Source organism: Caulobacter radicis (genome assembly GCF_003094615.1).
Classification (GTDB): domain Bacteria; phylum Pseudomonadota; class Alphaproteobacteria; order Caulobacterales; family Caulobacteraceae; genus Caulobacter; species Caulobacter radicis.
In genome coordinates, this window is sequence record NZ_QDKO01000021.1 from 53,082 (window position 1) to 78,764 (window position 25,683).

Genomic DNA, 25,683 nt, shown 5'->3' on the forward strand with positions numbered 1-25,683 from the left:
GTGAACGAGATCAATCCGCTTCTCTGGTTCGGCCTCACGCTCGGCGGCATCCTGCTGGTCGTGATCTGGGTTCTGCTGAGCCTGGCCTTCCTGCTGCTCGCCGACCGCAAGATCTGGGCCGGCGTCCAGATGCGCAAGGGCCCGAACGTCGTCGGTCCCTTCGGCCTGCTTCAGTCGTTCGCCGACTTCGGCAAGTTCGTGCTGAAGGAAATCGTCATCCCGGCCGGCGCCGACAAGGCCATCTTCCTGCTGGCCCCGCTGATCAGCCTGATCCTGGGTTTCGTCGGCTGGGCCGTGGTGCCGTTCGCGCCGGGCTGGGTCGTCTCCAACCTGAACGTCGGCATCCTCTACCTGCTGGCGATGAGCTCGCTGGGCGTCTACGGCATCATCATGGGCGGCTGGGCTTCGAACTCGAAGTACCCGTTCCTGGGCGCGCTGCGCTCGGCGGCGCAGATGGTGTCGTACGAAGTGTCGATCGGCCTGATCATCATCACGGTGATCCTGCTGGCCGGCTCGATGAACCTGTCGACGATCGTCGAGGCCCAGTCGGGCTGGATCTGGAACTGGAACGTCTTCGGCGGCGGCCTCAAGAACATCGTCCTGCTGCCGGTCATGGTGATCGCCATGGGCATGTTCTACATCTCGGCCCTGGCCGAGACGAACCGCCCGCCGTTCGACCTGCCGGAAGCCGAATCCGAACTCGTGGCCGGTTACCAGGTCGAGTATTCCTCGACCCCGTACCTGCTGTTCATGGTCGCCGAATATTCGAACATCGTTCTGATGTGCGCCATGATCAACGTGCTGTTCTTCGGCGGCTGGAACCCCGGCTTCCCGACGGACTTCATGGCGACCTGGCCGACGTTCGCGGCCAACCTGCTGCTGGCCTTGGTGTTCTACGCCAAGATCTGCTTCTGGTTCTTCATGTTCGCCATGGCCAAGGCCATCGTGCCCCGCTACCGCTACGACCAACTGATGCGCCTGGGCTGGAAGGTCTTCCTGCCGATGTCGCTGGTGCTGGTCGTCCTGGTCGCGGCCTGGCGCGTCTTCTCGCCGGTGGCGGGATGAGGCGTCCGCTCGCCCTGGCCCTGACGGGGCTGGTCCTGATGGCTACGGGCGCCTGCGCGTCCGTCGCCGAGGACCGCTCCTATTCGCTGGGGCGAGGGATCGTGAACTACGACGAGCTGCGTCGGGCCGGCGACAAGTGCCAGGCCGAAGGCGGATCGTTGCAAGCCAAGATGGACGGGGGAGATCCCGCCCAGCTTTCGAACTACACCTGCGTCATTCCGAAGGTTAAGCGGCCATGATGAGTCGTATCACCCAAGCCGTCAAAGGCGTCGCCCTGCTGGACTTCGCGGGCGCCTTCGGCCTGGCCATGAAGTATCTGGTCGCGCCGAAGAAGACCGTGATCTATCCGAACGAGCGCGGCCCGCAGTCGCCTCGTTTCCGCGGCGAGCACGCCTTGCGTCGCTATCCCAACGGGGAAGAGCGCTGCATCGCCTGCAAGCTGTGCGAGGCCATCTGCCCGGCCCAGGCCATCACCATCGAGGCCGAACCGCGCGAGGACGGCAGCCGCCGCACGACCCGGTACGACATCGACATGGTCAAGTGCATCTACTGCGGCCTGTGCCAGGAGGCCTGCCCGGTGGACGCCATCGTCGAAGGCCCGAACATCGAGTTCGCGGTCGAGACGCGTGAAGAGCTCTACTACGACAAGGAAAAGCTGCTCGACAACGGTGACCGTTGGGAACGGCTGATCGCGAAGAATCTGGAGTTGGACGCTCCGTACCGCTAAACGGTCGGCGCGAATCCGAGTTGGCGGCGTGCGCTTCGCACGTCGCTGTTATTTGAACTTATCAGGGGAGCACCTGGGCCAATGGCCTTGCAGGCGATAGCTTTCTACTTGCTGGCGTTCGTGACCATTGCGGCGGGTCTTCTCGTCGTCTCGGCCAAGAACCCCGTGCACTCGGTGCTCTTCCTGATCACCGCCTTCTTCTCGGCCGCTGGCCTCTTCGTCCTCCTGGGCGCGGAGTTCCTCGCGATGCTGCTGATCGTCGTCTATGTGGGCGCGGTCGCGGTGCTGTTCCTCTTCGTCGTCATGATGCTCGACATCGACTTCGAAGCGCTTCGGGACGGCTTCGCCCAGTACCTGCCCATCGGCGGTCTGGTCGGCGGCGTCCTGACGATCGAGATGATCATGGTCGCCGTCAGCGTGGCCACCAACGGCGCCGCGTCCAAGAACGCGACCCCGCTGGCTTCGCCGGGCGGTGTCAGCAACACCGAGGCCATCGGCCGGGTGCTCTACACCGACTACATCTTCTTCTTCCAGGCAGCGGGCCTGGTGCTGCTGGTCGCCATGATCGGCGCCATCGTCCTGACCCTGCGTCACAAGCCGGGCGTCAAGCGCCAGGACATCGGCAAGCAGGTCGCCCGCACGCCCAAGACCGGAATGGAACTCGTGCAGATCAAGCCGGGCGAGGGGATCAGCGAATGATCGGCCTTCCGCATTACCTCATCGTCGCCGCCATCCTTCTGACGATCGGCGTCTTCGGGATCTTCGTGAACCGCAAGAACATCATCGTCATCCTGATGTCGATCGAGCTGATCCTGCTGGCGGTGAACATCAACCTGGTCGCCTTCTCGGCCTACCTGCACAACGTGGTGGGCCAGATCTTCGCGATGTTCGTGCTGACCGTGGCGGCCGCCGAGGCCGCCGTGGGCCTCGCCATCCTGGTGACCTTCTTCCGGAACCGCGGCGACATCGCGGTCGACGACGCCAGCATGATGAAGGGCTGACCCAGTGCAATCGCTCGTCACCATTCTCGTCTTCGCCCCGCTGGTGGGCGCGATCATCGCTGGCCTGTTCGGCCGGCGGATCGGCAACGTCGCTTCGCAAGCCGTCACCACGGGCCTGCTGATCCTGGCCTGCGCGCTGTCGTGGGTCACCTTCAGCCAGTGGACCTGGGGTCACATGGAGGCCTTCACGGTCTCGCTGCTGCCCTTCATCCACGTGGGCGATTTCATCGCCAACTGGTCGATCCGCATCGACGCCCTGTCGGCGACCATGCTGATCGTGGTCACGACCGTCTCGGCGCTCGTGCACATCTATTCCTGGGGCTACATGGCCGAGGACGACAGCAAGCCGCGCTTCTTCGCGTACCTGTCGCTCTTCACCTTCGCCATGCTGTCGCTGGTCACCGCCGCCGACTTCATGCAGCTGTTCTTCGGCTGGGAAGGCGTGGGTCTGGCCTCGTACCTGCTGATCGGCTTCTGGTTCAAGAAGCCGTCGGCCAGCGCGGCCGCCATCAAGGCCTTCGTCGTCAACCGCGTCGGCGACTTCGGCTTCGCGCTCGGCATCATGACCGTCTACTGGGCGTTCGGCACGATCAACTTCGCCGAGCTGTTCCCGATGATCCAGTCGGGCGCCGCCCGCAGCTGGCAGTTCGCCGGCCATAGCTGGCCGCTGGTCGACATCGCCTGCTTCCTGCTGTTCATCGGCGCGATGGGCAAGTCGGCCCAGTTCTTCCTTCACACCTGGCTTCCGGACGCCATGGAAGGCCCGACCCCGGTGTCGGCGCTGATCCACGCGGCCACCATGGTGACCGCCGGCGTCTACATGCTGTGCCTGCTGTCGCCGATGTTCGAGTACGCCCCGGTGGCCAAGAACATCGTCACGGTCATCGGCGCGGTGACGGCCCTGTTCGCCGCCACGGTCGGTCTGACCCAGAACGACATCAAGCGCGTGATCGCCTACTCGACCTGTTCGCAGCTGGGCTACATGTTCTTCGCGGCCGGCGTGGGCGCCTACCAGGCGGCCATGTTCCACCTGTTCACGCACGCCTTCTTCAAGGCCCTGCTGTTCCTGGGCGCCGGTTCGGTGATCCACGGCATGCACCACGAGCAGGACATGCGCCGCTACGGCGCCCTGGCCAAGATGCTGCCGGTGACCTTCATCGCCATGACGATCGGCACGATCGCCATCACGGGCCTCGGCTTCCCGCCGCTGCACCTGGGCTTCGCCGGCTTCTACTCGAAGGACACCATCATCGAAGCCGCGTTCGCCGCGGGCGGCCACAACCAGATCGCCATGTTCGCATGGGTGATCGGCGTCCTCGTCGCGGGCCTGACCTCGTTCTACTCGTGGCGCCTGGCGTTCTTCACCTTCAACGGCAAGGCCCGCTGGGGTCATGACGACCACGGCCATGACGCGCACGCCGCTCACGGCCATGACGACCACGCCCACGGCGCGCACGACGATCACGGTCATGACGACCATGGCCACGGCCATGATCACAAGCCGCACGAGAGCCCGTGGGTGATGTTGTTCCCGCTGATCGTGCTGTCGATCGGCGCGGTCGCCGCCGGCTTCGTCTTCACCGGCTACTTCGTGGGTCACCACGAGGCCGAGTTCTGGCGCGGCGCGATCTACAACGCCCCGACCAACCACGTGCTGCACGACGCGCACAACGTTGCGACCTGGGTGAAGTGGAGCCCGCTGGTCGCCTCGCTGCTCGGCCTGGCCATCGCCGTCTACGTCTACCTGATCAAGGGCAACGAGCGGCTGGGTCTCAAGCTCGCCGAGCGCAAGGGTCCGCTGTACGTGTTCTTCTACAACAAGTGGTTCTTCGACGAGCTGTACGACGCCACCTTCGTGCGCGCCGCCAAGTTCCTCGGCGACCTGTTCTGGAAGGGCGGGGACCAGAAGATCATCGATCGCCTGGGTCCCGACGGCGTCAGCGCCGTCTCCTACGCCGTCGGCCGCAAGACGGGCAAAGCCCAGACCGGCTACGTCTACCACTACGCTTTCGTCATGCTGCTCGGCGTCGCCGGCCTGCTGACGTTCGCCCTTTACGCATTCCGTTGAGGACGGATCGATGACTGGTCTGCTCAGCCTTACGACCTTCGCTCCGCTCGTCGGCGTGGCCCTGATCCTGGCGGCTCGCGCCGCCAAGGGCGCGGGCGCCGCCACCGACACCCTGGCCAAGTGGATCGCGCTCGCGACCACTCTGGTGACCTTCGCCCTGGCGCTGGTGCTGACGCTCCAGTTCGACGCCAAGAACCCGGGCTTCCAGTTCGTGGAAGACTTCGCCTGGTTCGCCGGCCTGCATTACCGCATGGGCATCGACGGCATTTCGGTGCTGCTGGTCCTGCTCACCGCCTTCCTGCTGCCGATCTGTATCGTGGCCAGCTGGAAGTCGGTCGAGAAGCGCGTCGTCGAGTACCTGATCGCCTTCCTGGTCCTCGAGACCCTGGTGATCGGCGTGTTCTGCGCGCTGGATCTCGTGCTGTTCTACCTCTTCTTCGAAGGGGGCCTGGTGCCGATGTTCCTGATCATCGGCATCTGGGGCGGCAAGCGCCGGATCTACGCGGCCTACAAGTTCTTCCTCTACACGCTGCTCGGCTCGGTGCTGATGCTGGCGGCCATCCTGGCCATGATCTCGATCGCCGGCACCTCGTCGATCCCCGAACTCATGACCTACAAGTTCGCGCCGTGGCTCCAGACCTGGCTGTGGCTGGCCTTCTTCGCCTCGTTCGCGGTGAAGATGCCGATGTGGCCGGTGCACACCTGGCTGCCTGACGCCCACGTGGAAGCCCCGACGGCGGGTTCGGTCATCCTGGCCGGCATTCTGCTGAAGATGGGCGGCTACGGCTTCATGCGCTTCAGCATCCCGATGTTCCCGAACGCCTCGGAGATGTTCCAGCCGCTGGTGTTCGCGATGTCGGGCATCGCCATCGTCTACACCTCGCTGGTCGCCTTCCGTCAGACCGACATCAAGAAGCTGATCGCCTATTCGTCGGTCGCCCACATGGGCTTCGTGACCATGGGCATCTTCTCGGGCAACGCCGCCGGCGAGCAGGGCGCCCTGTTCCAGATGATCAGCCACGGGGTGATCTCCGGCGCGCTCTTCCTCTGCGTCGGCGTCGTCTACGACCGCATGCACACCCGCGAGATCGCCTTCTACGGCGGCCTGACCAACCGCATGCCGCACTACGCCTTCGTGTTCCTGCTGTTCACGATGGGCAATGTCGGCCTGCCGGGCACCTCGGGCTTCGTCGGCGAAATCCTGACGATGACCGGCGTCTACCAGGCCTCGACCTGGACGGCGATCGTGTCGGCGACCGGCGTGATCCTGTCGGCGATGTACGCCCTGACGCTGTACCGCCGCGTCATGTACGGCGAGATCGTCAACCCGGAACTGAAGACGATCACCGACCTCGACGCGCGCGAGATCCTGCTGTTCGTGCCGCTGATCATCATGACCCTGGTGCTCGGCATCTATCCTAATCTTGTGTTCAACCTGACCGCGTCGTCCGTCGACGGGCTCGTCGGCGCCTGGCGCGCCGCCGTGGGCGGGTGAGGGATCCCATGACGTTCTCCGCCAACATCTCCCTCGTCCTTCCCGAGCTGGTCCTGGGCGTCTCGGCCCTGGTCCTGCTGGTCTGGGGCGCCTTCTCCAAGAAGACCACGCCGGTCTTCACGGGCGCTTCGGTGCTGGCGCTGCTGGCCGCCGCCGTCCTGGCGGCGATCGGCCCGCACGGCCACGCCTTCAACGGCGTCTACTCGGCCGACGCCGCGGCCAGCTACGCCAAGGTCGCGATCTTCGTGTTCAGCGCCCTGGCCGTCGTGCTCGGCGACCGCTGGCTCGCCGCCCGCGGCGACCAGAAGTTCGAGTTCCCGGTCCTGGTGGTGCTGTCGGCCGTCGGCATGGGCATCACCGCCTCGGCGGGCGACCTGATCAGCCTCTATATCGGCGTCGAGCTGCAATCGCTGGCCCTGTACGTCCTGGCGGCCTTCCGCCGCGACGACGCCAAGGCCTCGGAAGCGGGTCTGAAGTATTTCGTGCTGGGCGCGCTGTCGTCGGGCATCCTGCTGTACGGCGCCTCGCTGATCTACGGCTTCGCCGGCTCGACCCGCTTCGCCGACATCGCCGCCGCCTCGCACGGCGCTCACGGCCTGGGTCTGCTGTTCGGCCTGATCTTCGTGATCTGCGGTCTGGCGTTCAAGGTTTCGGCCGCGCCGTTCCACATGTGGACCCCGGACGTCTACGAAGGCGCCCCGACCCCGGTCGTCGGCTTCTTCGCCGCCGCGCCGAAGCTGGCGGCCATGATGATGTTCGCCCGCGTGCTGGGCGACGCCTTCCCCGACGCCGTGTCGCAATGGCGCCAGGTGCTGATCATCGCGGCCCTGCTGTCGGTGTTCGTCGGCGCCTTCGCCGGCCTGGCCCAGACCAACCTCAAGCGCCTTTGGGCCTATTCCTCGATCGCCAACGTCGGTTACGCCCTGCTGGGCGTCGCCACCGGCGGCGAGATCGGCCTGCACTCGATGCTGGTCTTCATGGTGCTCTACATGGTGGACGTCACCGGCTTCTTCGCCTGCCTGCAGGCGCTGAGCCGCGACGGCAAGCCGATGGAGACCATCGAGGACATGGCCGGCCTGGTGAAGGAACGTCCCGGCATCGCCCTGGCCATGACCGCGTTCTCGCTGTCGGCCCTCGGCCTGCCGCCGTTCTCGGGCTTCTGGGCCAAGTTCTACGTCTTCAAGGCCGCCATGGGCTCGGGCGACGTGCCGCTGCAGTGGGCCGCCGTGCTCGGCCTGGTGGGCAGCGTCGTGGCCGCGTTCTACTACCTGCGCCTGATCAAGGCGATGTGGTTCGACGCGCCCGCGGGCTCGGTGGACAAGCCGCAACCGACCGCTCGCGCGATCGGCTTCGCCGCGGCCCTGTTCTCGTTCCCGATCGTCCTGGCCGCCCTGGTCTGGCTCGACCCCGCCGCCAAGGCGGCGGCGGCCGCCTTCGGCCACCTCTGACGTGACGGGCGGCCCCCCGTTCGATAACGGGGCGGGCAAGGGGCCGCCCGTCGTCGTTCTCGACGAGATCGACTCGACCAATGCCGAGGTCCGCCGCCGCGCAGAAGCGGGGCGGACCGAGCCCGTCTGGATCGTCGGCCTGCGCCAGACCGCGGGTCGAGGCCGCCGGGGTCGCGCCTGGGAAACCGGCGACGGCAACCTGGCCGCCACGCTTCTGCTGACCCTCGACAAGCCGCCCGCCGAAGCCGCCCAGGTTTCCTTCGTCGCCGCCCTGGCGGTGGCCGACCTGCTGGCGGCCTACGTGCCCGAGCGCCTGGTCAGCCTGAAATGGCCCAACGACCCGATGGTCGGCGGCCTCAAGATCAGCGGCATTCTCATCGAGTCCGGCAAGTCGCCGGACGGCGGCCTGTGGCTGGCCGTGGGCATCGGGGTGAACCTGGCCCGCAAGCCCATCGACAGCGAACGCCCGACCACGGCCTTGCCGACCTGGCGCGCCGAGCCGCCGCCGACGCCGGTCGAGGCGATCGGCGTGCTGGCCGCCTCGTTCGACCGCTGGCTGGATGTCTGGCTGCGCCTGGGCTTTCCCGCCATCGCCGACGCCTGGACCGCCAAGGCCCACGGCCTGGGCGAGCCCTGCGTCGCCCGCCTGGGGACCGAGACGGTCGAGGGCATAGCCGAGGGCCTCGACGGCGATGGGGCCTTGCGCCTGCGCCTGGCCGACGGCCAACTGCGCCGGATCACCGCCGGCGACGTCTTCTTCGGAGCTTCGTGATGCTGCTGGCCATCGAACAGGGCAACACCAACACCATGTTCGCCATCCACGACGGCCAGTCGTGGATCGCCCAGTGGCGGGCCGCCACCGAGAGCACCCGCACCGCCGACGAATACGTCGTCTGGCTGTCGCAGCTGATGTCGATGCAGGGGCTGGGCTTCCGCTCGCTGGACGCCTGCATCATCTCCAGCGTCGTGCCCCAATCGCTGTTCAACCTGCGCAACCTGTCGCGCCGCTACCTGAACGTCGAGCCGCTGGTGATCGGCGAGAACGCCAAGCTGGGCGTCGATATCCGCATCGACAAGCCGTCGGAGGCCGGCGCCGACCGCCTGGTCAACGCCGTGGGCGCCAGCATGCTCTACAAAGGGCCGCTGATCGTCATCGACAGCGGCACGGCCACCACCTTCGACGTCGTGGCCGCCGACGGCGCCTTCGAGGGCGGCATCATCGCCCCCGGCATCAACCTCTCCATGCAGGCGCTGCACGAAGCGGCCGCCAAGCTGCCCCGCATCGCCATCCAGCGTCCCGCGCGCAACCGCGTCGTCGGCACCGACACCGTCAGCGCCATGCAGTCGGGCGTGTTCTGGGGCTACATCTCACTCATCGAAGGACTGGTCGCGCGCATCAAGAAAGAGCGCGGCGAGGCCCTGACCGTGGTCGCCACCGGCGGCGTCGCCTCGCTGTTCGAGGGCGCCACCGACAGCATCGACCACTTCGACCCTGATCTGACCATCCGTGGTCTCCTCGAAATTCACCGCCGCAATACCCATCTAGGGACCGAATGAAAAAGCAAACCAACGACGAGCTCGTCTTCCTGCCGCTGGGCGGGTCGAACGAGATCGGCATGAACTTCAATCTGTACGGCTACGGGCCCGCCGACGACCGCAAGTGGATCGTCGTCGACCTCGGCGTCACCTTCGGCGACCAGACGACGCCGGGCGTCGAGATCATCCTGCCCGACCCCGAATATATCGTCCCCTATGCCGACGATATCCTCGGCATCGTCCTGACCCACGCGCACGAAGACCACCTGGGCGCCGTCGCCTGGCTGTGGCCGCAGCTGAAGGCGCCGGTCTACGCCACGCCCTTCACCGCCTTCCTGCTGCGCGAGAAGCTGCGGGACGCCAATCTGCTGGACGAGGTCGAGATCATCGAGGTGCCGCTGAGCGGCAGCTTCGACCTGGGCCCGTTCCACCTGGAAATGGTCACGCTCACGCACTCGATCCCCGAGCCGAACGGCCTGGCGATCAAGACGCCGCTGGGCACCATCCTGCACACCGGCGACTGGAAGATCGATCCCGATCCCCAGCTGGGCGCGGCCACCGACGTCGACGCCCTGCGCCGACTGGGCGACGAGGGCGTGCTGGCCATGGTCTGCGACAGCACCAACGTCTTCGTCGAGGGCGAGTCGGGCTCGGAAGCCGACGTCCGCGTCGAGATGAACAAGCTGATCGCAGGCCTGACGGGCAAGATCGCCGTGGCCTGCTTCGCCTCGAACGTGGCGCGCATGGACACCGTGATCCGCGCCGCCCAGGCCGCCGGCCGCAAGGTCTGCCTCGCCGGCCGCTCGATGCACCGCATGGCCGCCGCCGCCCGCTCGGTCGGACTGCTGGACGGGCTGGAGCCGTTCCTCACCGACGATCAGGCCAAGCACATGCCGGAGAACGAGATCCTCTATCTCTGCACCGGCAGCCAGGGCGAGGCGAGGGCGGCTCTCGCCCGCATCGCCGAGGGCAACCACCCGCACGTCAAGCTTTCGCAGGGCGACCACGTGGTGTTCAGCTCGCGCGTGATCCCGGGCAACGAGATTCCGATCCGCAACCTGCAGAACAAGCTGGCCGATCGCGGCGTGCGCCTGCACACCGAGCGCGACACCCCCGGCATTCACGTCAGCGGCCACCCGTGCCGTGACGAGCTTAAGCAGATGTACCAGTGGGCCCGTCCGCAGATCGCGGTGCCGACCCACGGTGAGCGCCGCCACCTGCTCGAGCACGCCGCCTTCGCCAAGGACCTGCAGGTTCCGCACGCCGTCAGCCCGCGCAACGGCGACATGGTGCGTCTGGCGCCTGGTCATCCGGAGATCATCGACGAGGTTCCGGCCGGTCGCCTGTACGTCGACGGCGGCGTCGTGACGCCCGAGAACGGCGAGGCCCTGCGCGAGCGTCGCCACGCGGCGTTCAACGGCGTGCTGGCCGTGTCGATCGTGCTGGACGGCCGCAACAAGGTCGTTTCGGGCCCGCAGGTCCGGGGCCTGGGCCTGGCCGGCGACGAGGAATACCCGCTCGACGAGGCCCTGGACGACCTGGCCGAAGAGGCCGAAGAGGCCTTCAAGCGCCTGTCGGGCGACGACCGCGAGATCGACGAAACGATCGAGAACGCCATCTCGCGCGCGGTGAAGAAGGCCGCCTTCCGCATCTGGGAACGCAAGCCGGTCGTCGAGACGACCGTCCTGCGCCTCTGACGCCCGCATGAGCATCGACGACCAGGTCCCGACCGAGCCCCCCGAGCCGCCGCCTGCGCGGCGCGAGGGGATCTTCGGCCAGGGGCCTGCCGTCATCTGGTTCGAGGCCTGGCCGGTCCTGGTGACCCTGGGCTTGATCTGGATCGTCTTCGCCGCCCAGTTGGCCAGCGCGCCGCTGGGGCTGGAGGAGCGGATGCTCAGCTACGGCGCCTTCCATCCCGGCAACTTCCGGGACGGTCTGTGGTGGACGCCGCTGACCTCGATGTTCCTGCATGCCGGCTGGCTGCACGTGGTCATGAACTCGGCGGCCTTGGTCGCCCTGGGGCCGGGCATCGCCCAGCGCCTGGGGCGCGACGCGTTCGGCGGCCTGCTGTTCGGCGGTCTCTATGTCGGCTGCGGCCTGGCCGGCGTGGCGCTGGCCGGGCTGCTGATGCCCGACGCCTGGCTGCTGGGCGCGTCCGGCGCCATCTGCGGCCTGTGGGGCGCGGGCGCGCGCCTGGTCGGGCCGGGCAGGGAAGAGCTGCATCCGATCTTCTCCAAGGCCGTCGGCCGTTCGGCGCTGTCGTTCCTGGTCATGAACCTCGTCGTCGTGGTCGCCGCCGGCGCCTACGGCCTGGCCAGTCAGCAGGACCTGATCCTCGTCTCGTGGCAGGCGCACTTGGGCGGCTTCGTGCTCGGCCTGCTGCTGGTCGGCGTGCTGCCGGTGCGCTTCCACTGGCTGAAGGGCCTTCGCGGCGCTTGACTGCCGTGACCGGAGGCGCGGTTAGTTGGTCTCCAACTCCGCACCAACCGGGACAGGATCAATGATCGGCAGGCTCAACCACATCGGCGTCGCCACGCCCTCCATCGACGAGTCGGTGAAGATGTACCGCGAGCTGCTGGGCGCCACCTCGGTCACCGAAAAGTGGGCCATGCCCGAGCAGGGCGTCTGGGTCTGCTTCGTCAACCTGCCCAACAGCCAGATCGAACTGATCGAGCCCTACGGCGAGAAATCCCCGATCCACGCCTTCCTGGCCAAGAACCCCAAGGGCGGCCAGCATCACGTCTGCTTCGAGGTCGAGAACATCTACGAGGCCCGCGACGCTCTGGTCGCAAAGGGCGCGACCGTGCTAGGCGAACCCAGGATCGGCGCCCATGGAACGCTGATCATCTTCGTTCACCCCAAGGACATGGGCGGCATGCTCGTGGAATTGATGGAAAGCCCCAAGGACGCGCATCACTGATGGGACCGATCACCAGCGTCGCGATCTTCCTGACCATCTGGTGGACGGTGCTGTTCGCCGTGCTGCCGCTGGGCGTGCGCAGCTATCACGAGATGGGAATCGAGCCGCCGCCGGGCGCCGATCCCGGCGCGCCGGTGAACCCGAACCTGAAGCGCAAGTTCCTCACCACCACCTGGGTGACCGCGGTGCTGTTCACGATTCTCTGGCTGGTGGTGAAGTTTCAGCTGGTGACCCTGCCGGACCTGCCCTCGACCTACTGAAAACTTTTGCAGCCCGGGGCTGGGCGCCCAAGACATGGGCGACCTGCGATCTCCTGCCCGTCAAACGCCCATGTCTTGGGCGAAACGCGCGGACCTCGCATCTGGGCGGCAATCGCATGCCCCAACAGCCGTTCGACGGTCGTAGATTGTCATGACGAGGCCGGGTTCGGCCTTGCTCTGTGGCGTCTTCCCCGACGATGAACTTGAACGGCCGCGCGATTGAACCGCGCGGCCTTCTTTTCGTTATGGCTCCGCTCGGGGTGTCGGGTCGAAGAGAGCGCGGCCTCGCCCAACTCTTTCGACAGTCAGGCGCCCTCGACACTCAAAACGTCATCTTTTCGCCGCGCGCGTTGCCAAGCTGAACGGCGACCGGCTATCTCAACGCCTCGAATACTCCCGGAGACGTCTCGTCCATGCGCCTGTCGCGCTACTTCCTGCCCGTCCTGAAAGAAGCTCCCTCCGACGCCCAGATCGTGTCGCACCAGCTGATGCTGCGCGCGGGCATGATCCGCCAGGAGGCGGCCGGCATCTACGCCTGGCTGCCACTGGGCCTGCGGGTGCTCAACAAGGTCGAGCAGATCGTCCGTGAGGAAATGGATCGCGCCGGCGCCGTCGAGCTCCTGATGCCGACCCTGCAACTGGCCGACCTGTGGCGCGAGTCGGGCCGTTACGACGCCTACGGCCCGGAGATGCTGCGCATCACCGACCGCCACGAGCGCGAGCTGCTCTACGGGCCCACCAACGAGGAGATGGTCACCGAGATCTTCCGCGCCTCTGTGCGGAGCTACAAGGACCTGCCCAAGAACCTCTACCACGTGCAGTGGAAGTTCCGCGACGAGCGCCGCCCGCGCTTCGGCGTGATGCGCGGCCGCGAGTTCCTGATGAAGGACGCCTACAGCTTCGACCTCGACGCCGAGGGCGCGCGCAAGTCGTACAACCGCATGTTCGTGGCCTACCTGAACCTCTATGCCCGCATGGGCCTGAAGGCCGTGCCGATGCGCGCCGACACCGGCCCGATCGGCGGCGACCTCTCCCACGAGTTCATCGTCCTGGCCGAGACGGGCGAAAGCGCCGTCTTCTGCCACAAGGACCTGGTCGAGATGGATCCGCCCGGCGCCGACGTCGACTGGTACGGCGACCTGCAGCCGCTGGTCGACCAGCGCACGGCGCTGTACGCCGCGACCGAGGAGATGCACGACGAAGCCGCCTTCGACGCGATCCCCGAGGGCGACCGCCTGTCGGCCCGCGGCATCGAGGTCGGGCACATCTTCTCGTTCGGCACCAAGTATTCCGAGCCGATGAAGGCCTATGTCATGGGTCCGGACGGCAAGGAAGTACCGGCCCAGATGGGCAGCTACGGCGTCGGCGTCTCGCGCCTGCTGGGCGCGATCATCGAGGCCAGCCACGACGAAGGCGGCATCATCTGGCCGGAAAGCGTCGCGCCCTTCCACGTCGGCATCGTCAACATGCGCCAGGGCGACGGCGCCTGCGACGCGGCTTGCGACAGCGCCTACAAGGCCCTGCAGGCCGCCGGCGTCGACGTGCTCTATGACGACACCGATGCTCGCGGCGGCGCCAAGTTCGCCACCATGGACCTGATCGGCCTGCCCTGGCAGCTGATCGTCGGTCCCAAGGGCATCGCCGACGGCGTGGTCGAGCTGAAGAACCGCAAGACCGGCGAGCGCGTGTCCGAGCCGCTCGACGCGGTCATCGCCCGCCTGACCGGCAAGGCCGCCGCCTGATGGCGTTCGGCGCGGGGCCCTTCGGGATCTGGGAACGGACGGTCGCCTGGCGTTACCTGCGCACCAAGCGCAAGAACGGCGGCGTCGCCCTGATCTCGGTGATCTCGTTCAGCGCGGTTATGCTGGCGGTGTTCGCCCTCATCACCGTGATGAGCGTCATGAACGGCTTCCGCGCCGAACTCCTCGGCCGGCTGCTCGGCTTCAACGGCCACATCTACGCGCAGGGGCCGCTGGTCAACGGCCCGGACCGCGAGGGCGTCATCGCCCGCATCAAGGCCACCCCCGGCGTGATCCAGGCCGCGCCGCTGGTCGAGGCCCAGGCCATGGTCATCGGTCCCAACCAGGTGACCGGCGCCATCGTGCGGGGCGTGAACCCCGCCGACCTGCGCGGCATGAAGCTGATCTCCGGCAACATCAAGCAGGGCTCGCTCGACGGCTATGGCGAGGGCGAGTACGGCGGCGACATGGTGCTGATCGGCGACCGCATGGCCCGCAACCTGGGGCTTTCGGTCGGCGATCCGATCACGCTGATCTCGCCGTCCGGCCCGGCAACGGCCTTCGGGACCTCCACCCGCGAGAAGGACTATGTCGTCGGCGGCGTGTTCAGCGTCGGCATGAGCCAGTTCGACGAGAGCTACGTGATGATGCCGCTGGCCCAGGCGCAGCTGTTCTTCGGGCGCGACACGGCCATCGACTATGTCGAGGTCAAGCTGACCGATCCCGACAACGCCAAGCAGGCCAAGGCCGCCATCGAGCAGGCCGTCGGCCCCGGCGCCTTCATCACCGACTGGATGGACAAGAACAGCAGCTACTTCAACGCGCTGCAGGTCGAGCGCAAGGTCATGCGCCTGATCCTGTTCTTCATCGTCGCCATCGCCACCCTCAACATCATCTCCGGCCTCGTCATGCTGGTGAAGAACAAGGGCCGCGACATCGCCATCCTGCGCACCATGGGCGCCAGCCAGTCGTCGATCCTGCGCATCTTCATCATGGCCGGCGCCTCGATCGGCCTGGCCGGCACCCTGATGGGCCTGCTGCTGGGCGTCTTGTTCTGCGCCAACATCACCGCCATCCAGAACTTCGTCGAATGGGCCACCGGCACGGCGGTGTTCAGCGCCGACATCTATTTCCTGGCCCATATCCCGGCCAAGATCGACTGGGTCGAGGTGGGCGGCGTCGTCTCGATCTCCACCCTGATGAGCGTGCTGGCGACCTTGCCGCCGGCGCTGCGGGCCTCGCGCCTCGATCCCGTAGAGGCCCTTCGCTATGAGTAGCCCCGTCCTGTCGCTGCGCGGCGTCGAGCGCACCTACGTCACCGAGGCCGGCAAGCTGACGGTACTGCGCGGCGCCGATCTCGACGTCTATCCGGGCGAGGTCGTGGGCCTGATCGGCCCGTCGGGCTCGGGCAAGTCGTCGCTACTGCATGCGGCGGGCCTGCTGGAGCGCCCCGACGCCGGCATCATCGCTGTCGACGGCAAGGACTGCTCCAAGCTCTCCGAGCGCCAGCGCACCAAGGTGCGGCTGTCGACCGTGGGCTTCGTCTATCAGTTCCATCACCTGCTGCCGGAGTTCACGGCCGCCGAGAACGTGGAGCTGCCGCAGATGATCGCCGGCCGTCGCCGGGCCGAGGCCCGCGAGCGGGCCGTGGGGCTTCTGAGCCAACTGGGTCTTGCCGCCCGCGTGGATCACCAGCCCGGCCAGATGTCGGGCGGCGAGCAGCAGCGCGTGGCCATCGCCCGCGCCCTGGCCAATTCGCCCAAGCTCCTGCTGGCCGACGAGCCGACCGGCAACCTCGATCCGGCGACCTCGGCCGCCACCTTCCAGGCGCTGTACGACCTGGCGCGCGGGCAGGGCGTCGCCGCCCTGATCGCCACCCACAACATGGAACTGGCCCGCTACATGGACCGGGTCTTCGCCCTGCGCGACGGCCACCTGGAGCCGCAGACGTTCTAGGACGTCGAGGCGCTTCCTAGAGAAGCGCCTGCCGCATCGCCGCGAAGAACCCGGCCTGGTCGATCTTCTTGATGACCCGGGCGTTGGGCTCGCGGCGCTTCAGGGCCGGGTCGGCGATCTCGATGTCCGGCAGGATCGAGTGCGAGACGCTGAGATAGCCGCGCGTCAGCTCGCCCATGGTCTCGACGTCGATCACGCAGCGCTCGGCTTCCAGCACGAGGGTCTCGTCGAGCATGGCCGCGCAGGTCAGGGCGTCGGGGTGCAGGCTGCCGTCCAGGCCCTCGGTGTCGCGGGCGAAGGCCAGCGAGGCCTCGTTGACCTTGGTGAAGAACTTGGCGCGCGGGGTGCCCAGGGCGTCGAGCTCGCCCAGTTGCGCGGTCGTCAGCAGGCCGTCGCGCAGGGTTTCGGTCCAGGTCACCACGTGCAGGTCGAAGCCGGCGTTGACGACGATCTTGGCCGCCTCGGGATCGACATAGAAGTTGTATTCGGCCGCCGGCGTGACGTTGCCCACGCCGTTGTCGGCGCCGCCCATGACCCACAGGGCCTTGGCGGCCTTGGCGATCGCCGGCTCGCGCAGCACGGCCAGGGCGATGTTGGTCAGCGGCGCCTGGGCCAGCAGGGTGATCTCGCCCGGCGCTTCCATCACCCGCCGCACGATCTCGTCGGCCGCGTGGCCGGGGGAGGGGCGCTGGGCGGTCTTGGGAAAGCCCGCGTCGCTCATGCCGTCCTCGCCGAACACGTAGGCGGCGTCCAGCGGGACACGGCTGAATGGCTTGCCCGCGCCCAGATAGACCGGAACGCCGGCAGCCTCGCAGGCCTCCAGCGTCACCAGGGCGTTCTCTGCGTGCTGCGTAAAGCCGACATTGCCGTGGCTGATGGTGATGGCCTCGACGCTGACGCCCGGGCGGCGCAGGGCGAGCATCAGGGAGAAGACGTCGTCTCCGGCGGTGTCGGTGTCGATGATCAGGCGCATGGCGGGCTTCTGCCGCGTTCCGCGCGGGAAGGCCAGAGCCGCCCGGTTGATCCGCGGCGATCGGCCCCGCGCGACAAAAAAGCTCGCAACGTGCCTGTGGACTATTGTGGTAAGAACGAAAGGGGAATATAGAACAAAACGGCAACTGGCCAACGAGCTGTGGAGGGATGTTATGGTCCGGATCGCGCGTGAGTCTTTGGCGCTTGTATCTGTCGCCGGCTTCGTCTGGATGATGTGTTCGGTCGCCCAGTTGGTGACCTGAGTCGAATAGCAGCGAGGGTCTGGTCATGTCGGGTGTGGAAGGTCAGGGTTTTGTCCACCTCCGCGTCCGGTCGGCCTATTCGCTGCTGGAGGGGGCTATCAAGGCCGACAAGATCCCGGGCATGGCCGCCGCCGGCGGCATGCCCGCCGCGGGGATCACCGACCGGGCCAACCTGTTCGGCGCCCTGGAGTTCTCCGTCTATTCCAAGGACAACGGCGTCCAGCCGATCATCGGCTGCGCCCTGCCGGTGAAGGGCATCGGCGCCAAGCCGGCCGAGCGCTGGGCGCGCGAACCGACGATCACCCTGCTGGTGCAGAACGAGCGGGGCTATCTGAACCTCTCTGAGCTGTCGTCGCTGGCCTATCTGGAAAGCGGCGAACTGGCCGAGCCGGTCGTGCCCTGGGCCAAGGTGGTCGAGTATTCCGAAGGCCTGATCCTGCTGTCGGGCGGAACCGACGGTCCTGTCGACAGTCTGTTCGCCGCCGGCAAGACCGCCGAGGGCAATGCGGCCCTGGCCGAGATGCAGAGGGTGTTCGGCGACCGCTTCTATGTGGAGCTGCAGCGCCATGGCCTGCCGCAGCAGGCGGCGGCCGAGCCGGGTCTGGTCGACTGGGCCTACGACCACGACGCGCCGCTGGTCGCCACCAACGACTGCTACTACGCCAAGCCCAATCTCTACGACGCCCACGATGCGCTGCTGTGCATCGCCGACGGCTCGTTCGTCGGCCAGGACGAGCGTCGCCGGGTGACGCCCGAGCACTGGTTCAAGCCGGCCGAGGACATGCGCAAGCTGTTCGCCGACCTGCCGGAGGCCTGCGACAACACCCTCGACATCGCCCGCCGCTGCGCCTTCATGGTCAAGAAGCGCGATCCCATTCTGCCCAGCTTCCCCACCGGCGACGGCCGCAACGAGGCCGAGGAGCTGGCTCACCAGGCCCGTGAAGGCCTGCGGATGCGCCTCGAGGGCCTGACCCTGGCGATGGAGGAGCACGTCTACTGGGAGCGGCTCGACTTCGAGCTGGGCATCATCGTCAAGATGGGCTTCCCCGGCTACTTCCTGATCGTTTCCGACTTCATCAAGTGGGGCAAGGATCACGGCATCCCGGTCGGGCCCGGGCGGGGTTCGGGCGCCGGTTCTCTGGTCGCCTGGGTGCTGACCATCACCGACCTCGACCCGCTGCGCTTTGGCCTGCTGTTCGAGCGTTTCCTCAATCCCGAGCGGGTCTCCATGCCCGACTTCGACGTCGACTTCTGCCAGGAGCGACGCGAAGAGGTGATCGCCTACGTGCAGGACAAGTATGGGCGCGACCGCGTAGCCCAGATCATCACCTTCGGTTCGTTGCAGGCCCGCGCCGTGCTGCGCGACGTCGGCCGGGTGATGCAGCTGCCGCTGGGCCTGGTCGACCGTCTCTGCAAGATGGTGCCCAACAATCCGGCCGCCCCGGTGACCCTGGCCCAGGCCATCGACATCGAGCCGCGCCTGAAACAGGCCAAGAACGAGGACGCCAACGTCTCCAACTGCCTGGACGTGGCCCTGCAGCTGGAAGGCCTGTTCCGCAACGCCTCGACCCACGCCGCCGGCGTGGTGATCGGCGATCGGCCGCTGACCCAGCTGACCCCGCTCTACAAGGATCCGCGCTCGGATTTCCCGGCCACCCAGTTCAACATGAAGTGGGTCGAGAGCGCGGGGCTTGTGAAGTTCGACTTCCTGGGCCTGAAGACCCTGACCGTGCTCGACCGCGCGGTGAAGCACCTGCGCAAGCGCGGCATGGAAGTGGACCTGGGCCGCCTGCCGTTCGACGACACCAAGAGCTACGAACTGCTGGCCTCGGGTCAGACGGTCGGCGTGTTCCAGCTCGAAAGCCAGGGCATGCGCGACACCCTGCGCAAGATGCGCTGCGGTTCGATCGAGGAGATCACGGCGCTGATCTCGCTCTATCGCCCGGGCCCGATGGACAACATCGACACCTTCGTCGACTGCAAGTTCGGCCGAAAGCCCGTCGACACCCTGCACCCGTCGCTTGAGGGCGTGCTGCGCGAGACCTATGGGGTCATCGTCTACCAGGAGCAGGTGATGCAGATCGCCCAGATCCTGGCCGGCTACAGCCTGGGCGAGGCCGACCTGCTGCGTCGCGCCATGGGTAAGAAGAAGAAGGAGGAGATGGATCTCCAGAAGATCCGTTTCGTCTCCGGCGCCAAGGAGAAGGGCGTACCCGAGGAGCAGTCGGGCTCGATCTTCGAACTGGTGGCCAAGTTCGCCGGTTACGGCTTCAACAAGAGCCACGCGGCCGCCTACGCCCTGATCGCCTACCAGACGGCCTGGCTGAAGGCCAATACGCCAGTCGAGTTCCTCGCCGCGTCGATGAGCCTGGATATCTCCAACACCGACAAGCTGGCGGTCTTCCACCAGGACGCGCGCCGCTTCAACATCACGGTGCGGGCGCCTGACGTGAACCGGTCGGGCGCCGACTTCGAGGTCGAGAACGGCGAGGTTCTCTACGCGCTGGGCGCGGTGCGCAACGTCGGCCTGGAAGCCATGAAGCACCTCGTGGCCGTGCGCGACGAGGGCGGTCCGTTCCGCGACATCTTCGACTTCGTCGAGCGTGTGGACCCCAAGCAGGTCAACAAGCGCGCCATCGAAAACCTGGCGCGGGCCGGGGCCTTCGACTCGTTCAACAAGAACCGCGCCCAGGTGTTCGCCAACGCCGACGTGCTGATCGCCCACGGCCAGAGCGTCGCGGCCGACCGCCAGGGCGGCCAGCATGCGCTGTTCGGCGGCGACGCGGCCGCCAGCCGCCCGCGCCTGAAGAAGGTCGAGCCCTGGACGCAGGTCGATCTTCTGGACGAGGAACTGTCGGCCGTCGGCTTCTACCTGACCGGCCACCCGCTGGAGGACATGGTCGGCATGCTGCGCCGCCGGCGCACCGTGATGCTGACCGAGGCCATGGCCCAGGCCGAGGCCGGGGCGGAAGCCCTGCGCATGTGCGGCATCGTCCGCCGCCGCCAGGAACGCGCCTCGCAGAGCGGCGAGCGCTTCGCCTTCGTGTCGCTGTCGGATCCGTCCGGCGAGTACGAGGTGCTGTTCCCGCCGGAATCCCTGCGCAAGTGCCGCGACGTGCTCGAGCCGGGCAAGGGCGTGGTCATCAAGGTCCGTTCCAAGGCCCGTGACGGCGAGGTGCGGTTCTTCGGCGACGACGCCGAGCCGATCGAGAAGGCCATCGAGAACGTCGTGGCCGGCCTGCGGGTGCACCTGTCGCCGGCGGCCACCGAGATCGAGGCCCTCAAGCGCCGCATCGAGCCGGCGGCGACCCAGAAAGGCGGGGAGATCAGCTTCGTCGCGGCCCTGGGCGGCGGGCGCGAGATCGAGCTGAAGCTGCCGGGCCGCTATACGTTGGACGCCTCGTTGCGCGGGGCGCTGAAGACCGCGCCGGGCGTGGCGCTGCTGGAAGATATCTAACGGCCTCGCACCTTGAGGCCTCGCGGTTGGCTTTCGCGGGTCTTGGGCCCGGCGATCAGGCGAGGCGGCTGGGAGAAGCCGGGGCCGAGTCGTCCGGCGCGGTGCGTCCGCTCAGGGGCGTGGCGCTGCTGATCGACCGTAAGTTCGTCTGGGTGGCGCTGGCGTCCCGGCAGGCTCGCGGTCGGTGCATTGGATGCGGCGGGGAGGGGCGTTCGACCCCTTCCGGTCGGTATGGTCGAAGGCGCCTGCCTCCTTGGCCGGCGCCCTTGGGAGGAAACCATGAGCAAGCACACTGGCGGCTGCCAATGCGGCAGGGTCCGCTTCGAGGTCGAGGCCGACCTGTCGCAGACCATCACCTGCAACTGCTCGCGTTGCGGCAAGCTGGGCTCGGTCCTGGCCTTCGCGCCGATCGATGATTTCACCCTGCTGTCGGGCGAGGACGCCCTGACCGAGTACCGGTTCAACACCGGCAAGATCCAGCATCTGTTCTGCGCCGATTGCGGTATCGAATCCTTCGCTCGGGGCGAGGCCCCGAACGGCGCGAAGATGGCGGCGATCAATGTCCGCTGCATCGACGGCGTCGACGTCTTCGGGCTCGAACCGCAGCAGGTCGATGGCAAGTCGTTCTGACGGCTGGTTCTGACGGCTGGAAGGCGGAGGCCTCGCCAGGCCCTTCGCTCAAAGGGGGCGACGCCGGCCATGAGCTGGACGGGCGGTCTGGCGGTCCCGCGGGGCCTCCTGTCTCCCGCTTCCGCGGCGGCGAGGTGACGGGGCGGCCTGTCGGACCAGCGTCCGACTTCGCGCCAGCATTCTGGCCGCCTGTAGGTAGATCCATGGATGGACGGGGGGAGGCTGCGGCGGGCTGGTCGAATTAAGGACCGCTTCGGGCTGGGGTGGGCGGAGTTCGAAGAGGGGGCGTCATTCCGGGCTAAGCGCATCGGCGCGCCAGGATCTCGAATGGCTGTCGGGGTTTTCCGCGACACCGGGCCGATGGGCGTTGGGCGCCCTCGCGGGTGTCCTCGCCGGGCTCCAACCCCGGCTCGCTGCCTCGGTCCGGCCTCTCGCGCGGGCGCCGGGGCCAGGACGTGCGCCGGGCCGTGAATGTTCGGGAAGGACGGCCCTCGCGACCGGTCCGCGTCGGGAAAGGCTTGCATTCTCCGCGTTTCACGACTATCTGCGCGCCATTCCACACGTGGACGTTCGGCAGCGCCGGGGAGACATCCCGTCGTCGCCGTTCCGGTCCCGTCTCCAGAATGGTCTGGAGCGGGGGTGTCCACGGAGGTTCAACCGGAAAAAGGATAAAGGCCCGATGGCTCTTCCCGAATTCTCCATGCGTCAGCTCCTGGAAGCCGGCGCCCACTTCGGTCACCAGACGCACCGCTGGAACCCGAAGATGGACCGCTACATCTTCGGTTCGCGCTCGAACATCCACATCATCGACCTGTCGCAGACCATCCCGCTGCTGCACCAGGCCCTGGTGAAGGTCCGTGAAGTCGCCGCCGCCGGCGGCCGCGTGCTGTTCGTCGGCACCAAGCGCCAGGCTTCGGATCCGGTCGCCACGGCCGCCAAGCGCTGCGCCCAATACTACGTCAACCACCGCTGGCTCGGCGGCACCCTGACCAACTGGCGCACCGTCTCGGGCTCGATCGCTCGCCTGCGTGAGCTGGAAGGCATCATGGGCGGCGAAGGCGCCGGCCGTTCCAAGAAGGAACTGCTGCAGCTGACCCGCGAGCGCGACAAGCTGGAACTGTCGCTGGGCGGCATCAAGGACATGGGCGGCATCCCCGACATCATGTTCGTGATCGACACCAACAAGGAAGCGATCGCGATCCTCGAAGCCCGCAAGCTGAACATCCCAGTCGTCGCCATCCTCGACACCAACTGCGATCCGGACGGCATCACCTACCCGATCCCGGGTAACGACGACGCCGCCCGCGCCCTGCAGCTGTACTGCGACCTGGTCGCCGACGCCGTCCTGGACGGCCTGGCCGCCGGTCAAGCCGCCTCGGGCGTCGACCTGGGCGCTTCGGTCGCTCCGATCGAGCCGGCCCTGGCCCGCGAACTGACCCCGGAAGTCGCTCCCGAAGCGGCCGCCCCGGAAGCTGCTGCTGAAGAAGTCGCTGCTCCCGCCGCCGACGAATCGGCCGCCGGCTGATTTCTCTTCGACTGCCGGCTCTCCCTGAGGGGCTGGCGGTCGTCGCGCTACCGACACGCGACCGGGCTATCAAGCCCGGTCGCTAAACGTTTGAATCTGGAGATTTTCCATGGCTGAGATCACGGCTGCGCTGGTCAAGGAACTGCGCGAGAAGTCCGGCGTCGGCATGATGGACTGCAAGAAGGCCCTGGCCGAGAACAACGGCGACATCGAGGCCTCCATCGACTGGCTGCGCGCCAAGGGCCTGTCCAAGGCCGCCAAGAAGGCCGATCGCGCCGCCGCCGAAGGCCTGGTGGCCATCGCCGTGTCGGAAAACGGCGCTGGTGAAACCGCGACCGCCGTCGAAGTGAACGCCGAAACCGACTTCGTGTCGCGCAACGACCTGTTCCAGGTCGCCGCCCGTCAGATCGCCGGCGCCGCCCTGGGCACCGACGGCTCGATCGACGCCATCACCGGCGCCAAGCTGGCCGGCGGCGAGACCGTGCAGGACCACCTGACCAACCTGATCGCCACGATCGGCGAGAACATGATGGTCCGTCGCGCCGCCAAGCACAGCGTCGAGAACGGCGTCGTCGCCTCGTACGTCCACAACGCCACCGCGCCGGACCTCGGCCGCATCGGCGTGCTGGTCGCGCTCGAGTCGACCGGCGACAAGGCCGCCCTGCGCGAGCTGGGCCGCAAGATCGCCATGCACGTGGCCGCGACCGCCCCGCTGTCGCTGTCGCCGGACGATCTGGACCCGGCCGCCATCGAGCGTGAAAAGGCCGTGTTCACCGAGCAAGCTCTGGAGTCGGGCAAGCCGGCTTCGGTCATCGAGAAGATGATCGAAGGCCGCATCCGCAAGTTCCTGGAAGAAGTCGTGCTGCTGAAGCAAGCCTTCGTCATGAACCCGGACCAGACCGTCGAGCAGCTGGTGGCCGAAGCCGGCAAGACCCTCGGCGCGCCGATCACCGTGAAGGGCTTCACCCGTCTCGCCCTGGGCGAAGGCGTGGAAAAGAAGCAGGACGACTTCGCCGCCGAAGTCGCCTCGATGACCGGCCAGGCCTAAGGCCAGCTAAGACAATGAAGGCGACGGGCCTCCGGTCCGTCGTCTGCAAGGTCGACAAAGCAAGGGCGCGGCGCGTTTGACGCGCGCCGCGCCCTTTTTTTGCGCTTGAACGGCGACGCGCCGGTATGGCGCAAAACCGATCCCACTTTTGTGTAACGCGCACTATGGTGCGTGCCGACGACTCAGGAAGAGCCCGGTTCATGTCCGATCCCACCCCCGCCAAGCCGTATCGTCGCCTTCTGCTCAAGGTTTCCGGCGAAGTGCTGATGGGCGACACGCCCTACGGGATCGACACCAACACCGTCCAATCCGTCGCCCTGGACATCGCCGAGATCGTCAAGTCCGGCGTCGAGCTGTGCCTGGTGATCGGCGGCGGCAACATCTTCCGCGGCATGGCCGGCGCGGCCAAGGGCATGGAGCGCTCCAGCGCCGACTACATGGGCATGCTGGCCACCGTCATGAACGCCCTGGCCATGCAGGACGCCCTCGAGCGCATCGGCGTCGAGACGCGCGTGCAGTCGGCCATTCCGATGGCCACGGTCTGCGAGCCCTACATCCGTCGCCGAGCCCAGCGCCACCTGGAGAAGGGCCGCGTGGTGATCTTCGCCGCCGGCACCGGCAACCCGTTCTTCACCACCGACACCGCCGCCGCCCTGCGCGCCGCCGAAATGCAGTGCGACGCCCTGTTCAAGGGCACCAGCGTCGACGGCGTCTACACCGCCGATCCCAAGAAGGATCCGACCGCTCAGCGCTATGACCGCCTGACCTACATGGACGTGCTGGCCAAGGACCTGCGCGTCATGGACGCCTCGGCGGTCGCGTTGATGCGCGACAGCAACATCCCGATCGTGGTGTTCTCGATCAAGGGGCGGGGCAACCTGCTCAGCGTGCTGCGTGGCGAAGGCACGCACACCGTCGTCGCGAACGCCTGATCATTCAAAGCGAAGAGAGCCCAAGCCATGGCCGCCGCCGAAAAGCCCGTCCTTTCCCGCTATAAAGACCGCATGGACAAAGCCGTGCTCGCCCTCAAGGACGAGTTCGGTTCCCTGCGCACCGGCCGCGCCTCGGCCAGCCTGCTCGACCAGGTGATGGTCGAAGCCTACGGTTCGAGCACGCCGCTGAACGCCGTGGCTTCGGTCAGCGTGCCCGAGCCGCGCCAGATCAACGTCAGCGTCTGGGATCGGGGCGTTGTCGTCTCGGTCGAGAAGGCCATCCGCGCTTCGGGCCTGGGCCTGAACCCGGTCGTTGAAGGCCAGAACCTGCGTATTCCGATCCCGCCGCTGACCGAGGAGCGCCGCAAGGATCTCTCCAAGATCGCCGGCAAGTACGCCGAGCAGCAGAAGATCGCCGTGCGCAACATTCGCCGCGACGCCAACGACGACCTGAAGAAGGCCGAGAAGGACAACGCGGTCAACGAGGATGAGCGCAAGAAGATGGAGGCCGAGGTCCAGAAGCTGACCGACGAAGCCATCAAGCGCATCGACGAGGCCTTGAAAACCAAGGAACAAGAGATCATGCAGGTCTGACCGTCCTCTCTGGTCAGACCCGATTAGCGGGCTCCTGGGGGATGAGA

General features: G+C 67.1%; 25 protein-coding genes. 24 read left to right on the forward strand and 1 reads right to left on the reverse strand.

Annotated features, from left to right (window positions below; all coding sequences use genetic code 11):
* The 17 genes from nuoH (at window position 1) to DDF62_RS13400 (ending at window position 16,215) form a co-directional block, all read left to right on the forward strand.
* Window positions 1–1,065, forward strand: coding sequence for an NADH-quinone oxidoreductase subunit NuoH (gene nuoH, locus DDF62_RS13320; protein ID WP_116489556.1), 1,065 nt, complete (start codon window positions 1–3; stop codon window positions 1,063–1,065).
* The gene (locus DDF62_RS13325) at window positions 1,062–1,304 is read left to right on the forward strand and encodes a hypothetical protein (RefSeq protein ID WP_116489557.1); all 243 of its coding nucleotides are present in this window, start codon (window positions 1,062–1,064) and stop codon (window positions 1,302–1,304) included. Before nuoH ends, DDF62_RS13325 begins: the two co-directional genes overlap by 4 nt.
* A complete protein-coding gene (gene nuoI / locus DDF62_RS13330) occupies window positions 1,301–1,792 on the forward strand; it encodes an NADH-quinone oxidoreductase subunit NuoI (protein WP_058346359.1) in 492 nt (163 codons plus the stop codon). Before DDF62_RS13325 ends, nuoI begins: the two co-directional genes overlap by 4 nt.
* Window positions 1,793–1,873: 81 nt before the next feature.
* Window positions 1,874–2,491 (forward strand): NADH-quinone oxidoreductase subunit J, encoded by a 618-nt coding sequence (locus tag DDF62_RS13335; RefSeq protein WP_116489558.1) that lies wholly within the window; start codon window positions 1,874–1,876, stop codon window positions 2,489–2,491.
* Window positions 2,488–2,793, forward strand: coding sequence for an NADH-quinone oxidoreductase subunit NuoK (gene nuoK / locus DDF62_RS13340; RefSeq protein ID WP_101719841.1), 306 nt, complete (start codon window positions 2,488–2,490; stop codon window positions 2,791–2,793). Before DDF62_RS13335 ends, nuoK begins: the two co-directional genes overlap by 4 nt.
* 4 nt (window positions 2,794–2,797) lie before the next feature.
* A complete protein-coding gene (gene nuoL, locus DDF62_RS13345; RefSeq protein WP_116489559.1) occupies window positions 2,798–4,861 on the forward strand; it encodes an NADH-quinone oxidoreductase subunit L in 2,064 nt (687 codons plus the stop codon).
* A gap of 10 nt (window positions 4,862–4,871) precedes the next feature.
* Entirely contained in the window at window positions 4,872–6,356 is a 1,485-nt protein-coding gene (locus DDF62_RS13350; RefSeq protein WP_116489560.1) for an NADH-quinone oxidoreductase subunit M, read from the forward strand.
* Between the two features lie 8 nt (window positions 6,357–6,364).
* The gene (gene nuoN, locus DDF62_RS13355; protein ID WP_116489561.1) at window positions 6,365–7,804 is read left to right on the forward strand and encodes an NADH-quinone oxidoreductase subunit NuoN; all 1,440 of its coding nucleotides are present in this window, start codon (window positions 6,365–6,367) and stop codon (window positions 7,802–7,804) included.
* Between the two features lies 1 nt (window position 7,805).
* Complete coding sequence (locus DDF62_RS13360; RefSeq protein ID WP_116489562.1) at window positions 7,806–8,576, forward strand: biotin--[acetyl-CoA-carboxylase] ligase; 771 nt, start codon at window positions 7,806–7,808, stop codon at window positions 8,574–8,576.
* Window positions 8,573–9,361 carry a type III pantothenate kinase gene (locus DDF62_RS13365; protein ID WP_116489563.1) on the forward strand — a complete coding sequence of 263 codons (789 nt, stop codon included), beginning with the start codon at window positions 8,573–8,575 and terminating at the stop codon, window positions 9,359–9,361. The genes DDF62_RS13360 and DDF62_RS13365 overlap by 4 nt, the downstream gene beginning before the upstream one ends.
* Window positions 9,358–11,037 carry a ribonuclease J gene (locus DDF62_RS13370; RefSeq protein ID WP_116489564.1) on the forward strand — a complete coding sequence of 560 codons (1,680 nt, stop codon included), beginning with the start codon at window positions 9,358–9,360 and terminating at the stop codon, window positions 11,035–11,037. The genes DDF62_RS13365 and DDF62_RS13370 overlap by 4 nt, the downstream gene beginning before the upstream one ends.
* 7 nt (window positions 11,038–11,044) lie before the next feature.
* Window positions 11,045–11,779 (forward strand): rhomboid family intramembrane serine protease, encoded by a 735-nt coding sequence (locus tag DDF62_RS13375; RefSeq protein WP_116489565.1) that lies wholly within the window; start codon window positions 11,045–11,047, stop codon window positions 11,777–11,779.
* 61 nt (window positions 11,780–11,840) lie between these two features.
* On the forward strand, window positions 11,841–12,260 hold the full coding sequence (gene mce, locus DDF62_RS13380) for a methylmalonyl-CoA epimerase (protein ID WP_101719833.1): 420 nt from the start codon (window positions 11,841–11,843) through the stop codon (window positions 12,258–12,260).
* Window positions 12,260–12,520 (forward strand): DUF1467 family protein, encoded by a 261-nt coding sequence (locus DDF62_RS13385; RefSeq protein WP_116489566.1) that lies wholly within the window; start codon window positions 12,260–12,262, stop codon window positions 12,518–12,520. The genes mce and DDF62_RS13385 overlap by 1 nt, the downstream gene beginning before the upstream one ends.
* A gap of 413 nt (window positions 12,521–12,933) precedes the next feature.
* On the forward strand, window positions 12,934–14,262 hold the full coding sequence (proS, locus tag DDF62_RS13390) for a proline--tRNA ligase (protein WP_116489567.1): 1,329 nt from the start codon (window positions 12,934–12,936) through the stop codon (window positions 14,260–14,262).
* On the forward strand, window positions 14,262–15,536 hold the full coding sequence (locus DDF62_RS13395) for a lipoprotein-releasing ABC transporter permease subunit (RefSeq protein WP_116489568.1): 1,275 nt from the start codon (window positions 14,262–14,264) through the stop codon (window positions 15,534–15,536). The genes proS and DDF62_RS13395 overlap by 1 nt, the downstream gene beginning before the upstream one ends.
* On the forward strand, window positions 15,529–16,215 hold the full coding sequence (locus tag DDF62_RS13400; protein ID WP_116489569.1) for an ABC transporter ATP-binding protein: 687 nt from the start codon (window positions 15,529–15,531) through the stop codon (window positions 16,213–16,215). Before DDF62_RS13395 ends, DDF62_RS13400 begins: the two co-directional genes overlap by 8 nt.
* A 16-nt stretch (window positions 16,216–16,231) precedes the next feature.
* Here the strand turns inward: DDF62_RS13400 and DDF62_RS13405 are convergent, their stop codons facing one another.
* The gene (locus tag DDF62_RS13405; RefSeq protein ID WP_116489570.1) at window positions 16,232–17,188 is read right to left on the reverse strand and encodes a nucleoside hydrolase; all 957 of its coding nucleotides are present in this window, start codon (window positions 17,186–17,188) and stop codon (window positions 16,232–16,234) included.
* Between the two features lie 172 nt (window positions 17,189–17,360).
* On the opposite strand from DDF62_RS13405, the gene sidA reads away from it, so the two are divergent.
* The 7 genes from sidA (at window position 17,361) to frr (ending at window position 25,636) form a co-directional block, all read left to right on the forward strand.
* Entirely contained in the window at window positions 17,361–17,450 is a 90-nt protein-coding gene (gene sidA, locus DDF62_RS13410) for a cell division inhibitor SidA (RefSeq protein WP_101719827.1), read from the forward strand.
* A gap of 25 nt (window positions 17,451–17,475) precedes the next feature.
* Window positions 17,476–20,907, forward strand: coding sequence for a DNA polymerase III subunit alpha (gene dnaE, locus DDF62_RS13415; RefSeq protein WP_116489571.1), 3,432 nt, complete (start codon window positions 17,476–17,478; stop codon window positions 20,905–20,907).
* 279 nt (window positions 20,908–21,186) lie between these two features.
* Window positions 21,187–21,537: a GFA family protein gene (locus DDF62_RS13420; protein WP_116489572.1), complete on the forward strand. Its 351-nt coding sequence runs from the start codon at window positions 21,187–21,189 to the stop codon at window positions 21,535–21,537.
* A 679-nt stretch (window positions 21,538–22,216) separates the two neighbouring features.
* Window positions 22,217–23,062: a 30S ribosomal protein S2 gene (gene rpsB, locus DDF62_RS13430; protein ID WP_116489573.1), complete on the forward strand. Its 846-nt coding sequence runs from the start codon at window positions 22,217–22,219 to the stop codon at window positions 23,060–23,062.
* Between the two features lie 109 nt (window positions 23,063–23,171).
* Entirely contained in the window at window positions 23,172–24,110 is a 939-nt protein-coding gene (tsf, locus tag DDF62_RS13435) for a translation elongation factor Ts (RefSeq protein WP_116489574.1), read from the forward strand.
* Window positions 24,111–24,310: 200 nt separating this feature from the next.
* Window positions 24,311–25,042 carry a UMP kinase gene (pyrH, locus tag DDF62_RS13440; RefSeq protein ID WP_101712968.1) on the forward strand — a complete coding sequence of 244 codons (732 nt, stop codon included), beginning with the start codon at window positions 24,311–24,313 and terminating at the stop codon, window positions 25,040–25,042.
* Window positions 25,043–25,069: 27 nt separating this feature from the next.
* The gene (gene frr / locus DDF62_RS13445; RefSeq protein ID WP_101720275.1) at window positions 25,070–25,636 is read left to right on the forward strand and encodes a ribosome recycling factor; all 567 of its coding nucleotides are present in this window, start codon (window positions 25,070–25,072) and stop codon (window positions 25,634–25,636) included.
* Window positions 25,637–25,683 lie beyond the last annotated feature (47 nt).

Coding starts and splice junctions, on each gene's coding strand:
- DDF62_RS13325 (WP_116489557.1), top strand. CDS start 1,062: ATGAGGCGTCCGCTCGCCCTGGCCCTGACGGGGCTGGTCCTGATGGCT.
- nuoI (WP_058346359.1), top strand. CDS start 1,301: ATGATGAGTCGTATCACCCAAGCCGTCAAAGGCGTCGCCCTGCTGGAC.
- DDF62_RS13335 (WP_116489558.1), top strand. CDS start 1,874: ATGGCCTTGCAGGCGATAGCTTTCTACTTGCTGGCGTTCGTGACCATT.
- nuoK (WP_101719841.1), top strand. CDS start 2,488: ATGATCGGCCTTCCGCATTACCTCATCGTCGCCGCCATCCTTCTGACG.
- DDF62_RS13350 (WP_116489560.1), top strand. CDS start 4,872: ATGACTGGTCTGCTCAGCCTTACGACCTTCGCTCCGCTCGTCGGCGTG.
- nuoN (WP_116489561.1), top strand. CDS start 6,365: ATGACGTTCTCCGCCAACATCTCCCTCGTCCTTCCCGAGCTGGTCCTG.
- DDF62_RS13370 (WP_116489564.1), top strand. CDS start 9,358: ATGAAAAAGCAAACCAACGACGAGCTCGTCTTCCTGCCGCTGGGCGGG.
- DDF62_RS13375 (WP_116489565.1), top strand. CDS start 11,045: ATGAGCATCGACGACCAGGTCCCGACCGAGCCCCCCGAGCCGCCGCCT.
- mce (WP_101719833.1), top strand. CDS start 11,841: ATGATCGGCAGGCTCAACCACATCGGCGTCGCCACGCCCTCCATCGAC.
- DDF62_RS13385 (WP_116489566.1), top strand. CDS start 12,260: ATGGGACCGATCACCAGCGTCGCGATCTTCCTGACCATCTGGTGGACG.
- proS (WP_116489567.1), top strand. CDS start 12,934: ATGCGCCTGTCGCGCTACTTCCTGCCCGTCCTGAAAGAAGCTCCCTCC.
- DDF62_RS13395 (WP_116489568.1), top strand. CDS start 14,262: ATGGCGTTCGGCGCGGGGCCCTTCGGGATCTGGGAACGGACGGTCGCC.
- DDF62_RS13400 (WP_116489569.1), top strand. CDS start 15,529: ATGAGTAGCCCCGTCCTGTCGCTGCGCGGCGTCGAGCGCACCTACGTC.
- DDF62_RS13405 (WP_116489570.1), bottom strand. CDS start 17,188: ATGCGCCTGATCATCGACACCGACACCGCCGGAGACGACGTCTTCTCC.
- sidA (WP_101719827.1), top strand. CDS start 17,361: ATGGTCCGGATCGCGCGTGAGTCTTTGGCGCTTGTATCTGTCGCCGGC.
- dnaE (WP_116489571.1), top strand. CDS start 17,476: ATGTCGGGTGTGGAAGGTCAGGGTTTTGTCCACCTCCGCGTCCGGTCG.
- DDF62_RS13420 (WP_116489572.1), top strand. CDS start 21,187: ATGAGCAAGCACACTGGCGGCTGCCAATGCGGCAGGGTCCGCTTCGAG.
- rpsB (WP_116489573.1), top strand. CDS start 22,217: ATGGCTCTTCCCGAATTCTCCATGCGTCAGCTCCTGGAAGCCGGCGCC.
- tsf (WP_116489574.1), top strand. CDS start 23,172: ATGGCTGAGATCACGGCTGCGCTGGTCAAGGAACTGCGCGAGAAGTCC.
- pyrH (WP_101712968.1), top strand. CDS start 24,311: ATGTCCGATCCCACCCCCGCCAAGCCGTATCGTCGCCTTCTGCTCAAG.
- frr (WP_101720275.1), top strand. CDS start 25,070: ATGGCCGCCGCCGAAAAGCCCGTCCTTTCCCGCTATAAAGACCGCATG.